Origin of the sequence: Culturomica massiliensis, from assembly GCF_900091655.1 — a bacterium.
Classification (GTDB): Bacteria; Bacteroidota; Bacteroidia; order Bacteroidales; family Marinifilaceae; genus Culturomica; species Culturomica massiliensis.
In genome coordinates, this window is record NZ_LT594621.1 from 1,133,284 (window position 1) to 1,148,076 (window position 14,793).

At 37.4% G+C, this 14,793-nt stretch carries 14 protein-coding genes and 1 pseudogene; 5 read left to right on the forward strand and 10 right to left on the reverse strand.

Annotated features, from left to right (window positions below; genetic code table 11):
• Window positions 1-39 precede the first annotated feature (39 nt).
• From BN8908_RS05950 to argS, 3 genes are read right to left on the reverse strand one after another with little or no spacing between them, the layout of a single operon-like run.
• On the reverse strand, window positions 40-897 hold the full coding sequence (locus BN8908_RS05950) for a histidinol-phosphatase (protein WP_068689632.1): 858 nt from the start codon (window positions 895-897) through the stop codon (window positions 40-42).
• The gene (locus tag BN8908_RS05955) at window positions 897-1,409 is read right to left on the reverse strand and encodes a flavin reductase family protein (protein WP_068689634.1); all 513 of its coding nucleotides are present in this window, start codon (window positions 1,407-1,409) and stop codon (window positions 897-899) included. Before BN8908_RS05955 ends, BN8908_RS05950 begins: the two co-directional genes overlap by 1 nt.
• A gap of 31 nt (window positions 1,410-1,440) precedes the next feature.
• Window positions 1,441-3,231: an arginine--tRNA ligase gene (gene argS / locus BN8908_RS05960; RefSeq protein ID WP_021988912.1), complete on the reverse strand. Its 1,791-nt coding sequence runs from the start codon at window positions 3,229-3,231 to the stop codon at window positions 1,441-1,443.
• A gap of 368 nt (window positions 3,232-3,599) precedes the next feature.
• On the opposite strand from argS, the gene BN8908_RS05965 reads away from it, so the two are divergent.
• Complete coding sequence (locus BN8908_RS05965) at window positions 3,600-4,442, forward strand: mechanosensitive ion channel family protein (RefSeq protein WP_021988914.1); 843 nt, start codon at window positions 3,600-3,602, stop codon at window positions 4,440-4,442.
• 649 nt (window positions 4,443-5,091) lie between these two features.
• On the opposite strand, the gene BN8908_RS05970 is transcribed toward BN8908_RS05965, so the two are convergent.
• The 4 genes from BN8908_RS05970 to BN8908_RS19035 form a co-directional block, all read right to left on the reverse strand.
• On the reverse strand, window positions 5,092-5,544 hold the full coding sequence (locus tag BN8908_RS05970; protein WP_068689636.1) for a hypothetical protein: 453 nt from the start codon (window positions 5,542-5,544) through the stop codon (window positions 5,092-5,094).
• Window positions 5,541-6,395 carry a hypothetical protein gene (locus BN8908_RS05975; protein ID WP_068689638.1) on the reverse strand — a complete coding sequence of 285 codons (855 nt, stop codon included), beginning with the start codon at window positions 6,393-6,395 and terminating at the stop codon, window positions 5,541-5,543. The genes BN8908_RS05970 and BN8908_RS05975 overlap by 4 nt, the downstream gene beginning before the upstream one ends.
• 88 nt (window positions 6,396-6,483) lie before the next feature.
• Window positions 6,484-6,759, reverse strand: a complete 276-nt coding sequence (locus tag BN8908_RS05980) for a hypothetical protein (RefSeq protein WP_068689640.1) — start codon at window positions 6,757-6,759, stop codon at window positions 6,484-6,486.
• 456 nt (window positions 6,760-7,215) lie between these two features.
• Window positions 7,216-7,344, reverse strand: coding sequence for a hypothetical protein (locus BN8908_RS19035; protein ID WP_262361140.1), 129 nt, complete (start codon window positions 7,342-7,344; stop codon window positions 7,216-7,218).
• A gap of 771 nt (window positions 7,345-8,115) precedes the next feature.
• On the opposite strand from BN8908_RS19035, the gene BN8908_RS05985 reads away from it, so the two are divergent.
• A complete protein-coding gene (locus BN8908_RS05985; RefSeq protein WP_068689642.1) occupies window positions 8,116-9,054 on the forward strand; it encodes a hypothetical protein in 939 nt (312 codons plus the stop codon).
• A 22-nt stretch (window positions 9,055-9,076) separates the two neighbouring features.
• Here BN8908_RS05985 and BN8908_RS05990 read toward each other — a convergent pair.
• The 3 genes and pseudogenes from BN8908_RS05990 to BN8908_RS06000 form a co-directional block, all read right to left on the reverse strand.
• Window positions 9,077-10,004 (reverse strand): annotated as a pseudogene (locus tag BN8908_RS05990) (DUF5712 family protein).
• A gap of 4 nt (window positions 10,005-10,008) precedes the next feature.
• Window positions 10,009-10,593, reverse strand: coding sequence for a BfmA/BtgA family mobilization protein (locus BN8908_RS05995; protein ID WP_068689644.1), 585 nt, complete (start codon window positions 10,591-10,593; stop codon window positions 10,009-10,011).
• A gap of 254 nt (window positions 10,594-10,847) precedes the next feature.
• Window positions 10,848-11,198, reverse strand: coding sequence for a helix-turn-helix domain-containing protein (locus BN8908_RS06000; RefSeq protein ID WP_068689647.1), 351 nt, complete (start codon window positions 11,196-11,198; stop codon window positions 10,848-10,850).
• 882 nt (window positions 11,199-12,080) lie between these two features.
• Here BN8908_RS06000 and BN8908_RS18475 point away from each other — a divergent pair.
• Genes BN8908_RS18475 through BN8908_RS06010 form a run of 3 tightly spaced genes read left to right on the forward strand, consistent with a single transcriptional unit; the run spans window position 12,081 to window position 14,765 of the window.
• A complete protein-coding gene (locus BN8908_RS18475) occupies window positions 12,081-12,251 on the forward strand; it encodes a hypothetical protein (RefSeq protein ID WP_154670134.1) in 171 nt (56 codons plus the stop codon).
• Between the two features lie 28 nt (window positions 12,252-12,279).
• Window positions 12,280-13,458 (forward strand): FecR family protein, encoded by a 1,179-nt coding sequence (locus BN8908_RS06005; RefSeq protein WP_021988915.1) that lies wholly within the window; start codon window positions 12,280-12,282, stop codon window positions 13,456-13,458.
• Between the two features lie 26 nt (window positions 13,459-13,484).
• Window positions 13,485-14,765 carry a hypothetical protein gene (locus BN8908_RS06010; protein WP_068689649.1) on the forward strand — a complete coding sequence of 427 codons (1,281 nt, stop codon included), beginning with the start codon at window positions 13,485-13,487 and terminating at the stop codon, window positions 14,763-14,765.
• Window positions 14,766-14,793 lie beyond the last annotated feature (28 nt).

Sequence of the window (14,793 nt, forward strand, 5' to 3'; positions counted from 1 at the left end):
ATAATCGTAAATCGTAAATCAAAAATCAAAAATCGTAAATCAAAAATTACATCCCATTCCTTCCAACGGCATTTCCACCCACTTCCCGGCATGTAATTCCCCCACAGTACGGAACCCCATCTCCTGAAGAGCCTCAAGAGCCTCCATACGTCCGGCATTTACCAGTTCAGGACGATGGGCATCCGAATTAACGACAATGGGAATATTAAACTTCTTCAATATTTTCCAATTCTCAATCCGGGGAAAGAAACAACCTTTAGACAAGTAAGCCTTCGTATTTATCTCGACTCTTAATTCTTTTTCTGCTACCAAAGCAAAAAAATCTGTCAGCTTCTTTTTATACCACTCCCCTTGTGTCAAAAACGGGTCACATTGCTCAACATTATAGGAAATCTTATTTGCATGCCCTACAAAATCAAAACCTCCGTATTCCAGCATTCGCATCGAAGATTCGAAATAAATAGCCACCAACTGTTTTAAATCTCCACGGAAATCCTGTTCCAAAATCTGCTTGAAATTCTCTGCATTCGTATCGGTATCTATCATTTTCCCTTCCGGAGTATATACGATATGAACGGAACCGATCCGGTAATCCAGAGACAATTGTTGAAAATAATCGATAGCAGGATGTTGCTCTTCATTCAGATAATCGATTTCCATTGCCGCATAGAGTTCTATTTGTCCGCAAAACTTCTTTTTCAAACGTTCAATTTCGGCCAGATAATCCCCTACACGTTCCTGCTCCAATGCCCATTTGGCAGGGAAAGGAAGCGGTGCATGAGAAGAAACCCCATAACTCGTAAACCCCAGCCCCACCGCTGACTCAACAAATGCTTCCAAAGGAGCCTTACCGTCACAAAAAGAACAATGACTATGATAATTCGTAAGATTCGGCATCACTTTTTCTCCCACGCATTGACAATCTCCGCTACATACATTTTATGGTAATCCTTTGCCGGATACCATTGTTCCGCCAGACTTTTATCCAGAAAATGCTCCGGCCGAAGATCGTCGGTGTATAATTTCTTACATTCCAAAACACATTGGGCTTCTTTAAAAAAAATGTTCCCTTTTTCTGTCGCCATCGGTGTCAAACCGGTTTCCGCCACTTTATCCGTATCCCTTCCGGACTTTGTCCCGCACAATTGCAATGCAGACCTGTATGCCTCTGTAAAAAAAGACAAGGTAAACATCGGCTCTTGTTCAATAAACCCGAATGTATAACGTTGCGGACGAATAAATACAAATACCACCGGTTTATTCCATAAAAATCCGACTCCTCCCCAACTGGCCGTCATAGTATTAAAATGCTCCCTCTGACCTGCCGTTACCAACATCCAATCACTACCGATCAATTTGATAAAATTCTCGGTTATCGCTGCCGGTTTTATCTCTTCAAAATTCTCCATCTTACAAACATTTTACCCTTTTACATCTTTATTACATTCTGTCGGGCATTTCAATACCCAGCATCCCCATTGCATTTTTTATTGCTTCACTGCATTCTTTAGCCAATAGTAAACGGAAATTCCGGACAGCCTCATTTTCTTCCTTTAAAATCGAAAAATCATGGTAAAACTGATTGAACTCCTTAGACAATTCATACGAAAAATTGGCCAATAAAGCGGGACTATAGGTATCTCCGGCTTCTTTCACCACCGCCGGCAACTTGCTCACCAACTTTATCAAATCCTGTTCCTTATCGGAAATAGGAATATGGACATCCGCCGCGCCGACAGCATTACCGGCCTCTGCAGCCTTCCTCAATACCGACTGTATACGGGCATAGGTATATTGGATAAAAGGTCCGGTATTGCCATTGAAATCAATCGATTCTTTGGGGTTAAACATCATCGTCTTTTTCGGATCGACTTTCAGAATAAAATATTTCAATGCGCCCAAAGCTACTTTCCGGTATACATCCTCGGCCTCGGCCTCAGAATAACCTTCCAGCTTCCCTAACTCCTGCGAAGTTTCACGAGCCGTATTGATCATCTCCTGCATCAGATCGTCGGCATCCACCACCGTTCCTTCCCGGGATTTCATCTTTCCTTCCGGCAACTCAACCATTCCATAAGAAAGGTGCTTAATCTTACCGGCCCAGGGAAATCCCAATTTGCCGCAAATCAAAGAAAGCACCTGAAAATGATAATTCTGTTCATTCCCTACGACATAAACCATCTCGTCCATATCGTATTCGTTAAAACGTTCATAAGCCGTACCGATATCCTGTGTCATATACACTGAAGTTCCGTCGTCCCGCAACAACAATTTGTGATCGAGTCCGTCCCCCGTCAGATCGGCCCATATACTACCGCTGTCTTTTTGGTACAATACCCCGTCTGCCAAGCCTCTTAATACGATATCCCGTCCCTTTTTATAGGTTTGCGATTCAAAATATATTTTATCAAAACCGACTCCCATCAGTTTATACGTCTCGTCAAAACCTTTCAATACCCAATCGTTCATCTTCCGCCACAGGCTCACGGTAGCCTCATCACCGGCTTCCCACTTCCGCAACATCTCCTGCGCTTCAAGCAATATCGGAGCCTGTTTTTTCGCTTCTTCCTCATCCAATCCTTTCTCCTCCCTCAACTGCTTTATCTGAGCCTTATATTCCTTATCGAAACGTACATAATAATCTCCTACAAAATGGTCTCCCTTCATTCCGGCAGATTCCGGAGTGGCTCCCTCTGCAAATTTCTGCCAGGCAATCATGCTTTTACAGATATGAATTCCCCGGTCGTTTACCAGATTTACCATCCTCACCTCATGTCCGTTCGCTTTCTGTATTTCAGATACCGACCACCCCAGCAGATTATTCCGGATATGCCCCAAATGTAAAGGTTTATTGGTATTCGGAGAAGAATACTCGATCATATAACGACGTCCGCTGGCTTCTTTAGCGTATCCGTATTTCAACTCTGCCGCAACACTGTTCAACACGCCGATCCAGTATGCCGAAGAAATGACAATATTCAAAAATCCCTTGATAACATTGTAATCCCGTATCTCATCTATATTCCGTTTCAAATACTCACCCAACTCTTTACCCGTCTCTTCCGGAGATTTATGCGAATGGCGGGTAAAGGGAAATACGACCACCGTCAGGTCGCCTGCAAAATCCTTACGTGTCGCTTGTAATTGTACATCCTTCTCCGTCACCTCCGCTCCATAACACTGTTTCACTGCTTCAATCACCTTAGCCGTCAATAAACTCTCGATAGTCATATCCTATTCTATTTTAAATAATACAATAATTAACGATACATAAAAATATATCAACAACCTATTAATCAAAAGATTACAAAGCCAGATATCATTCCGACGGATCGCCGGAATCAATCCGCACACCCGCCTGTTTTATGAACCTACAAAAATACAATTAATAAAACAAAAAAGACAAAGAACTTCAAAAATAACACAGACCTTAATTGTAGATTTATGATTTTAAATTTTAGATCTACCCACAAACCTCCCCTGCAAAAAAGAGAAGAATCGGAAATCAAAACACACTATAAAAGTTTGAAAAGCTGTTTTTTCCTATTAATTTTGTACAAAATATTCGATATCAATAATAATTATAATCACGAACAATTATGGAAGAATTTTTAGGTAGTACCTCCACGGTTTCTTTGGATGTTCTTATTACCAAACTGGTCGATTTAAGTGTTTCCCTGGGCTCCAAGCTCATAACTGCCCTGATCGTTTTTCTGGTCGGTCGCTGGATCATCCGTAAGCTCAACAGGCTTCTGATAAAAATTATGGAAAAACGTCAGGTTGAAGCTTCCTTGTTCTCCTTCACCCGCAGCCTGGTTAAAATCACGTTAAACTTTATCCTTGTTATCATTCTCATCAGTGTACTGGGAATTGAAACCAGCTCCTTCATCGCCCTCTTTGCTTCTGCCGGCGTTGCCATCGGTATGGCTCTTAGCGGTACTTTACAGAATTTTGCCGGAGGAGTTATGATCTTACTTTTCAAACCGTTCAAAGTCGGAGATTTTATCGAAGCACAAGGACAAAGCGGATCGGTAAAAGAAATCCAGATTTTCAATACAATAATATCAACCCCAGACAATAAGATCATTATCATTCCCAACGGTGGTCTTTCAACCGGCATTACCAAAAACTACTCAAAAGAAGAAATGAGACGTGTCGACTGGGAATTCGGAATCGCTTACGGAGACAACTACGATACGGCCAAAAAAGTCATTGAAAAACTATTGGCATCTGACGAACGTATTCTCAAAGAACCCGCTTATTTTATTGCCCTAAATTCTCTTGGGGCAAGCTCGGTAAACCTTGTTGTCCGTGCCTGGGTAAAAGCAGGTGACTATTGGGACGTATACTTCGGCATGAATGAAAAAGTTTACAAAACCTTCGCCGAAGAAAATCTGAACATTCCGTTCCCGCAAATGGATGTACATATAAAAAACAACTGAATCACAGAAAACAAAATTGTAAACCGATAAAAGGATATTCCTACATTCCGCATCGTCTGACAAAGAATAATCCTTTACAAAACATTATTTTCTGAATATCCATCGATAAAATAGACATCGATGGATATTTTTTTATCAAAAAATACAGGAAAAATCTAAAGGATTGAAAATAAGGAGTTAATAAATGCGTTTACATCTTTTAGGTAATGACTTGGCAACGTGTAAAGTGCTCGGTGTGTCAGTGTTTTGCATTGTTTCAAATAACTCATATCAAAAATAATAAATACTTTCAAACAACACAACATATTTACAGATTGTTTGTAGTTTCATACCGTTTCCTATGTTATTCTTACTAGGCTTGCCTAGGCCCTCCCTGCACTTATTCCTGAACCTATCAGAATCACGAACCCTGTCACCAGCCGGAGTTTTCCCCGTTCTTCGGGGAGAGTTCTACTTTAGCTGTAAAGTGACGGCGGTAAAATGTCTTTTAAATTCAAGAGAGAGGTATCGCAACGACCTATCTAACCACATATAATTCAATGTTTCAAAACTCTCAAATTAAGCTATCACTAATTTGTAAGTTCTGATTACTGCGAAATTCAACCCATATCATTTGAACAAACATAATAAAATACTTTTATTTCAAACTCTATTTATTTTTTATCTTTTTAAAAGCGTCTATTAGAATAAACACAGCTAATCCAACATCCTTCAATATATCTATTGCATAAATGAAAACGGTAGATATTAAAGTATTAATAACTAAATTGAAATATTGAAATTCAATATTCCTTAAAACTTCGCTCTTTTTTAAAATTAAAAGAACTACACTAATTCCAATACAATATAATTGTTCTATCATTGCTCCTTTTAGTGCTTTATAAGTATTATTAAAGCTGTCAGGATGCTCTTTTGATAATTCTTCTAATTTAGATATGATAAAGGTATATGTTGCAATTGTAATTGCCATTAAAGAAAGTTGTATACCTATTATTTGTTCTGTCATAAAATTATCAATGAAGCTACTTTTTAAGCAAATTTCAAAGACATTAAATGCTAAAGCAAGTACAAGACAGACACAAATATTCTTTACAACATTCATTTTACATTATTTAAAATTTTATTCACGATTTCTGATATAACTTCAGGTTTATCTGTTGTAGCATCTAAATCAAATGATACACGTGTTTTCTTTATTGAATTTTTAGTCTGTATAATTTCTTTACGTCCTTTAGCTTTTACTTTAATATTTCCTCCTCCAGCAGCAGAATACTCAACCATTCCTGTTAAACCTTCATTATTTTGATTAATATTTTCAAGAACTCCATCTTTTGTACTTTCTAACTTTAACGTTGTCGTATGGCTATTAGTTTTTTCAATTAGAGTTTTTACTTCATCTTTTAAGCAATTTGAAATATTACTCATATTGGGTTTTATTATTTCAATCTCAATTCGAGTAATATTTCTTCCAACTCTTTTTATAATATTCCAAAATGTATCATTTTCATTTATAGGTGAAATATACATTTTTAGATTATATTTTTCAAGCATTGGATTCAAAGATAATGTTAATACGTCAACTACTTGTCCTGTATTGTCATAGGCATTAGGATTACGACTAATTGCTATTATCTGTCGTGTAGGTTCATTATCAAATAATATATTTACAAAAGGTTCTGATGAAATACTATGTTCCTCAAAATTTGAAACATATTTAGCTTCTTTTATATTAGCTAATTGAACCCAATATATATTATCTTGCGCCATATTAAATTTGAAAGGAAGTTTACCCTTTCTATTTTCAAAATGGACCTGCTTTAACATCTCTGCAAAGAAAATATTTTTTCTTGCTTTAATTTCCTCTATGCTATATGTCTTTTCAAAAAGACTTAATTCAATGTAATCCTTTGGGACTAATTGGTATCTATAAAAATCGAATGTTTTTTTATTCATAATCTTTGTATGTTTTTCGCCAACTAATTTATAAATAAATATTAATAATATGCATTTATATCAAAATAATTGATTTCTCGTTCGGAAATTAAAATTTAATTCCTTTCCCATTTTTATGTTCTCCAGCATGGCTTTGCCTCGGCTTAATTCCAACCATTTGCAAAAACTCCCTGCGCTTATTTCTGAACCAATCGGAATCACTCACCCCGTCAATCATCAACTGGAGTTTTCCCCGTTCTTCGGGATGGTGTTCTACTTTAGCCGTGGAGTGTTCAGCGTTAAAATGCCTTTTAAATTCAGGTGAGAAAAGAGAACCGGAAAAGATGACGGGCTTTCTGTGCGTTAATTCCTTTGCCAAAACCATAAAAGAGTGTTCCATAAAATGGGTACACGAAAAGATATATAAGTGAAAACTTTTTGTTTTAGCGTCTCTCGTTGAAAATCGCCAAAATTTTACACCGAGACAATAGATAAAATAGTTTCATGCTGTATGGGCGTGGACTATGGATTCTATTAGTAGGTGGTAGGCGTTTGGCGATGCCTCAACGATACGAAATAGTTGAAGTATTTCACGCTTTTTCGTGTTTATAGCCGTAATTACTTTTCATCCATATTTACTGTATCGTAAAATTATTTGCCCGTTCCGAACGGACAAAATCTGAGGAATGAATCAAAGTAAATAACTTATTTACTGACAAAACATGAGCCAAGAACAAAATAACGTATCCGTTGATGCCACTTTAAACAGTCAACAGGTTTTAGAACAATCTCTGCGCGATGAAAATTAGGAGTTAAAAGAGTATTATTTACGTCAGTTACGTCAAATGTGCCCGACAATGGATACTGACAAATCTGACAACGTACGGTTAGCAATCCTCAAACAACGGCCCGACTTGTCCAATCCGCTCTTTTTGAGGTAGAGCAAAACTTTGAATTTTTCTACTTTCATACGCTCATAATTTTAGTGGCAAATTTACCTGTTTTACAAGCGTTCGCTGGTATGCAAAATTATGACAATCAGTGTAATATATCGTTGTTTCATATTATCTGATCCGTTTTGAGTTACCTTGATTCCTTTCGGTAACTGTCCGTCTAACGGTTTGGTAACTGAACATCTTCAATAATCCCCACTTTCTTGCTTTTTACCCATGTGGAAGAATATGGAGAAACAACTAATTACCAACAAATTGTGTTATGCTTTCTTTTCGTTTCTGTTGCTCTCTTTACCTGTCTTTTTCCACATATAGCGTCATAGCTTCGCAACGAGTATTTGCCTTATACAAGATGCTTATATAGATACACTTAACCAAATGATGAGGCATACTAATATAAAAACAACACAAATTTACGCAGAGGTCACTAAAACGAAGATTAATGAGGATATGACAAATTTAGCAGAACGGATTGAGGGAAAATACCAACTGCCCAAATAAGTAGCCCAACCAATATCTTTTTTCCTTTCTTTCTCTGATAAACATCTCACATATGGAGAGAATGCATAAGGCAATGCTTTGGGGAAATTTACTCTTTTTGTGAAGCAAAAAGGAAGAAATTCTCCCAAACCCGTAGGCCTTGGCATTGGCGTTTCAGGCTCGGAATATACCTTTGTGTTCAGAGAAAGAAAAGAACTATACTACCATCTTCTTTTTGTTATTTGATTCGTGCATTTTTAGCTTCAAGATGTATATCTTTGCTTAGAAATTTAATAATTAGAATTAGTATGAAGGTATACATTGACTTAAATATATTTGACCGACTTGAAAAGTTGAATAGATTAGACCCAACAGAAAAATCTTCATATCAATATTTGTCTGATTTATTAACAAGTAAGCAGATTATTACAGCATATTCAAATGCACACTTAAATGATTTATTTCGTGGATTCCAAAAGAATCCTACTTATATTGATGGTCATTTGCTGAATATCCAGCACTTTACAAACAACCTTTGCATCTGCCAATATTGGGGTGAAAAAAATGCGACTTGGCATTATCGAAATATTTTTGATTTTTTTGAAGAGAAGAAAAAAGAGTGGGAGCATGAACCAATCTCTTATGAAACATTGTTTGAAGATTTTCCTTTAATGCAAGCGACTATGGAATTATATAAAAACGTCCCATTGCCTTCTGAGTTCAGAAAAGGATATGAAAATCCAATATTTGGAATAATGTTTCCTTTATCTAAATTACAACCCAATATGTATGCATTGCAAACTGATATTTTTAATTTTCAAACTCGCCTTAAATCAGACTATGGACTCTATAAATCTTTTAAAAGTCATCTCATAACAAGTTTAAATAAACTAAGAAATAATAAAGAACTTATTAAGTCTTTCAATTCAAATTTCAAGAGTTTACCTCAACATTTGGAATTAACAGATTTCTTCGATTTATATACCCCAAACAATAAATGTAGTGAAAATTTGATGTATCAAAAAGTTATTAAAATTTTTTTCAAATTTGATATTGCTGGATATAAAAGTGATGGACATTTTAATAATATGTTTGATGATGCATTGCATACTTTCTACGCAGCTCATTTTGATTTCTTCTTAACAAATGATGATAGGTGTAAGTATAAAGCGGAAAAAACATATAGTAAGTTGAGTATCAAAACAAAAGTATTAAAAATGGATGAAATACATTTTTTGGGACAGTAGTTGCAATTATTGTTGACAATAATTACAACTTACGACCTTTCTTATTTTTGAGTTTCTTAGCCTGTGATTCCTCTGCCAATGTTGCATCGTAATTATTGCCATCTCCCAATGAGAAGATAGATAATAAAGAATCTCTGTTTGTTTTATTTCCGTGATTAAAAGACTGTTCACTGTTTTGTTTGTTATCAAAATTGCAAGAAATATTATTTGCTCTTTCACTGGATTGGAATATTTCTTTTTTCTTTTCGCTAGTAAAATATTGTTTTGGCTCTTTCAACTCCTGCTCCTGTATTTTCAGTTTATTGTCAATGCTACCGTTTTTCATGGTATTAGCATACTCAAAGGATTCTGGGAATTGGCGGTTGTAATCGAATAGCTTATCAAATCCCTGTTCCGCTTGTCGGAACAAATCTACACGGTTAAAGCCACCTTTTATTGCTCCATTCTTAGTGTTTTTATGGTTGGTAAGCGGTGATAGTTTTTTCTTATTTGACTGGTCTTTTCGGCTTATAATCAAATGGCAGTGCATATTTAGTTCGTTATCGGAACGGTTGCGGTCAAAATGGATTTTACCATAAAACTTTATATCCGCTTCAGATAGCCCTTTGTTGAAGTTTTTGGCATATTCAGAAATAAACACTTCCCTGATATACGGCTTCTGCCTGTTCCTGTTCCGTGTTACCCATCGCTTGCAGTTCCTGTTCCGATGGGCTGACATGGATCACATAATACTTAGCATCCGTTTTCAGGAGTTGCCCGATATTACTATCTTTATCTTTTATAACCTTTGATTTATAGATGTTATCCTCCGTCAGATTGAAAAAACCGTCAATATAGATTCCTTTCTCCATCCGTTCTAAGTCTTCGTGTTCCATGTACGACGCTAATTGTCGGCTACTACCTGCATTGTTATATGTTCCGCCCGATGATGGGACAAAATCTATGTGCATGATTCTATATGTTTATCAGATTGACAATCTCCGCCTTTAGGTTCTCTTTCAGTTTACTATCCATTACTCCACAAGCGGATAACTCCGAATAGAGTTGTATCAGTTGAAACAACTTCTTATAATCCCGTTGGTGTATCTGATACAGTGCGTTAAGTTGCTTTCCCTGCTGGTTGATTACATCGGCATGTTTTCCGAACTGTTCACTTACCTTTTGCAGTACGGCTGTTTGTTTTCCTTGATTAGCTTCCAGCCATGTAAGAAGAAGTGTTTTCAATGATTTGCCGATAGTATCAAACCGAACTACAATAGAGTTGGCGGTTCGTATCATCGGGGTTAATTGCTCTTCCTCGTAGTGTCGGATGAAGCGGATAATATCGTCCTGCCGTTTGTTTATTTTCACCAGTTCCGATTTTACGGATTCGGGTGCTTCCGATGGGTTGATACACGCTTTATCAATATAGACAAATGCCAAACGGACTATTTCACCCTTTTTCAGTGAATAGCGTTTGCAGAGCTTATCTATCAACTTTCCTGTTTGTCGGTCTATCCCGATGGTGGTAAAGGGAGATATATTATTGGTCTTATCCATGATTATAACTTTTTTATAATGGAAATGAGATTTATTTAGTTGATAATAAGTAAAATACATTTTCGACTTATAATCACTCTTATAAACGGTTACGAATGTAACCCGCTAAAACCGAAGGCTTTGCCCCGCAGGGCAAGAGGGAGAACAGGACAAAGCCCAGTTCCCTCTTGCTTCATTTAGCGAAATGAGCCGAACCATAGGGCAAGGCGGTTTCTGCTAAATGGGGTGTGGTGGTACTTCATCAGGCGAGTAGATTACCCGTCCTGTTTTGCTTCGGTTTGCTTATCGAGTTCGTTTTCCTTTTTGAACCGTTCGTAGGTCTTGCTATCGGCATTTTCTTGAATAAATGCCCGGATGTCAGCAGCACAATAATAGGTCTTATGACTTATCGTAAAGTAAGGAAGTTTGCCACTTGCCCGATAGCGTTGCAGGGTTCGGAAAGATACTTTCAGCAGGAAAGCTAAATCCTGATTGTCGAGTATCTTATCGTTCTCGTCCAGTACATTGTCGATATTGATAAAAGATTTTAGGTCTTGCCCGATTTCGGAGAGCTTTTTCGACAATCGTTCCATCCACTTGTCGAAGTTTTCGTTGTCTATATACATTTTACTTCATTATTAAATTCAACATTAAGATTCCCAATCGATTGATGAAGCAAAGTTCGGCAAATGGTGAAAAATAAATTAGGGGAGTAGATCATCTATTCCCCTATAAATTATTAGTAAGTGACTGATTTACAAATAAACTCTATTTTTTTAATGTTTCGATAAAATATTCTATATTTATAGTTGAGTTATTTGAAGCAATAGAAAAACAAAGCAAACTAAAGCAGTTCGCTCATTTCTATATCGTTACCCATTGTTCTTTTTTCTCATAAATATCTATTAATCAATAGATAAAATGAAAAACTTCTACTGTAATACGGCACATAACTGATACATAACCGTTTTTCTTGGGGGCATTCCTTTTCAGGTAAAACAATACTTTAAACGTACTTCTCATAACTCAATTTTTAATGGATTGAAAATATAACTTATTGATTTATTTATAGTTATGCAAATATTAAAGTTCAGTACTTAAAAAACGGTTTATTTGTTTTTTCCTTTGTACGCTGCTAATTTTGTGAACAGATTTAGTTTTGAAAGTGCTAAACGATTTAAAATCAGTGTTATGCTTGAAAGAATTTCAGTCCCGTATTATCCTATATCCGGTAATGATTTGGTAATAAAACTCTGTCCTAACCTGTCTTTCCGCTGTCTTCCTTTATCTCACTCCGTTTTTCTAAAAGTGTCTGAACGTATTGATTTACAGTTATTTTACTCCAATTCTCTGTTTCCTGCTTTTTTGACGTATTTTTTTTGAAAAAAAAATCAAAAACTTGTCGACTTTTTCAAAAAATAAGGGTTTATAATATAGAAAAGTGGAAAACTATTTTTCTCATACTTTTAAACAAAATCCTTAGGCAGGATTGCTCTGAAGTGAATTAAATGCCGGATGTCATTTTCATTTTTCAAGCGAAACTGAAGAGCAACAAACCGATTGCAGCTATAGAGGGGATAGCTGCAATCATTTTTTATGCAACAGAGCCGGAAAAATACGCATTCAATCCTATTTTCCATCAAAAAAATCAAAAACTTGTCGTCTTTTCAAAAAATTAAGGGTTTATAATGTAAAACAATATAGTTTATGAATCCGATACATACATACCAACACATCGCTTTCCTGATTGCAAAAGAACGTTTAAACACACTGGAAGAGTCTGAAAGAAAAGAACTAAAACTATGGTTATCTGAAAATCCGGTCAACCGGAGTTTATACGAAAAACTGAAAAAACAAAATCCGGTTCCGGCTTTCCGGACATATCAGCAAATTCAAACGACACAAGGACTTCAAAAATACCGGAAACGCTATAGGTCACATTCCGTTCGTATGCCCGTCCGGTGGATTTCTGCTGCTGCTATCGGATTATTACTTATCGGCATTGGCATCCATCTGCTTGTACGAACTCACCCGGAACGTGTCCAGGTTGTCAATATACACCCCGGAACTTCCAAAGCGATATTGATCATGGCCGACGGTCAGGTCAAAGAATTGGAAGAGACCCAAAAAAACGAAACCATCGAATTGGCAGGAGTAACCCTCCGGAAATCCGGAAATGAAATCCGCTACACTCCGGTACCAAGCGATAGTCTGGCCGGATCCCGACTTTCCGGAGAGCACAACATACTGAAAACTCCAACAGGCGGAGAATACAAACTGATCCTGTCTGACGGAACCCGGGTATGGTTAAACTCTCAAACTGTTTTACGCTATCCGGTGAACTTTACAGGCAAAGAACGGCTTGTATATCTGGAAGGAGAAGCTTATTTCGATGTTGCACACAATGATAAATGTCCATTCATTGTCAATACACGGACAGAAGTCAATATACAGGTATTGGGAACAGCCTTTAATGTACGGGCCTATCCCGATGAAATCCAAATAGAAACCGTTCTCGAACAAGGCTCTGTAAAAATGTGGCAACACAGCAGCAATATCACATTAGTCCCCGGAACAAAAGGAGTGTTCAATAAAAACAATGGTGAATTCAGTACCGAGGAAGTAAACACCGAACTCTATACAGCTTGGTACAAAGGCCAGTATGTATTCGAAGAAGAAACAATCGAAAACATATTGACCAGACTATCCCGCTGGTACGACATACATGTATTCTTCGCCGACCAAAAGGCCAGAAACATGGTCTTCTCCGGAAGTATACGGAAATACGAAACCATACACCAATTCCTACAGGCCGTCGAAATGACCGGAGGTATACGGTTTCAGGTAAAGGGGAATACCATTATCGTAAGCAGTCAACCCATTTAATTATAACCTACTAAACACTAAAATCTATGAAAAAATCTATTTTTTTGATGGCAGCAGTCATCGGTGTATGCCTCTGTTTCAACGCCTGTTCAGACAAAGAAAACGGTCCGGACCCTTCCCGGTTCCAGTTTTTGGGACAAAATTACGACCTTACTTCCGGAGTTATCTGGAAAAGCAACCGGAATGTACTCATTTCTACTGTTCCCTACAGATACGAATACAATTACATTACTGAAGTAGACGAAGAAACCGGCCAGGGAGGGGAAGAAGCCACCAATACGGTCGAAGGCTTCAAAGCCGGAAGTGACATGACCGTAACGGGTAATTTTATGCTTTCGCTTTACGGAACGGGACTGACTTTCGACAATAATACGAAAACAGTTTCGGGACAAGGTGCCTGTATCAGTTTCCACTTAAGCACTTCCGACATCGATAAAATTGTGCCGGGGAAATATGTTTTCGGAAAAGCGAAGTCAGCCAATACCTTTATGGCCTGGAGCTGTATTTCGTACAAACCGGGAGCCGGCAACAATACTCTTTTGGAAATTACATCGGGTGAAGTGCTCATCGAACAGAATACCGATAGCTGGTACATTAAGTTCGACTGTACATTAGCTAACGGAAGTAAATTGACAGGCCAATACGAAAGTACACTGTACACCTCAAAGGCAGAGCAACCGGCTTATGCAACATACGAAGATGTAACCATTGCCGGTCTGCTGGATAGCGTAACAATGACATTAAGTCATGCACCCGAACTCGGCGGCATGATATTAGGGAATATAGAAATAGCAGATACTGAAAACGGGAAAGCATTTTATTCGACAACAACCAATGAGAGTTACATCGCAAATATCGCTGAGGAACTAAGAAATAAAATCGATATCGGCTTGATTTGGAATAAAAACGATGAATCCTTTGTTTTCGAATCTCCGATAAAAATGAGCAGTTACCTGTGGTACAACATTACACTTACTTATCCCTGTCACACAACTTATGCAAAAGCTCCTGCCACTTTTACGGATGAAGATTTTGCTAAACTCGAAGACACCGGATTTTCATATGAAAGTAAAGATGAAAAAGTCGTATTCGGAGGCACGGAGGCTACTTTTTCACCGGGATACGTATTTTTTGAAACCGGAAATGGCATACAGGGCGTGATCCGCATTAAACGTTTTACCCCGATGGATAAAATTTCAATGCCTTTCGAGGAAACAGGAGTTGTTTATATTACTACACCTGTAAATCCGACTTTAGTCATGGATATCAAATATCCGACAAATGCTGTAAATCCTCCGATTCGATAACCGAGAACCCTGAATTGTTGAGAGAATC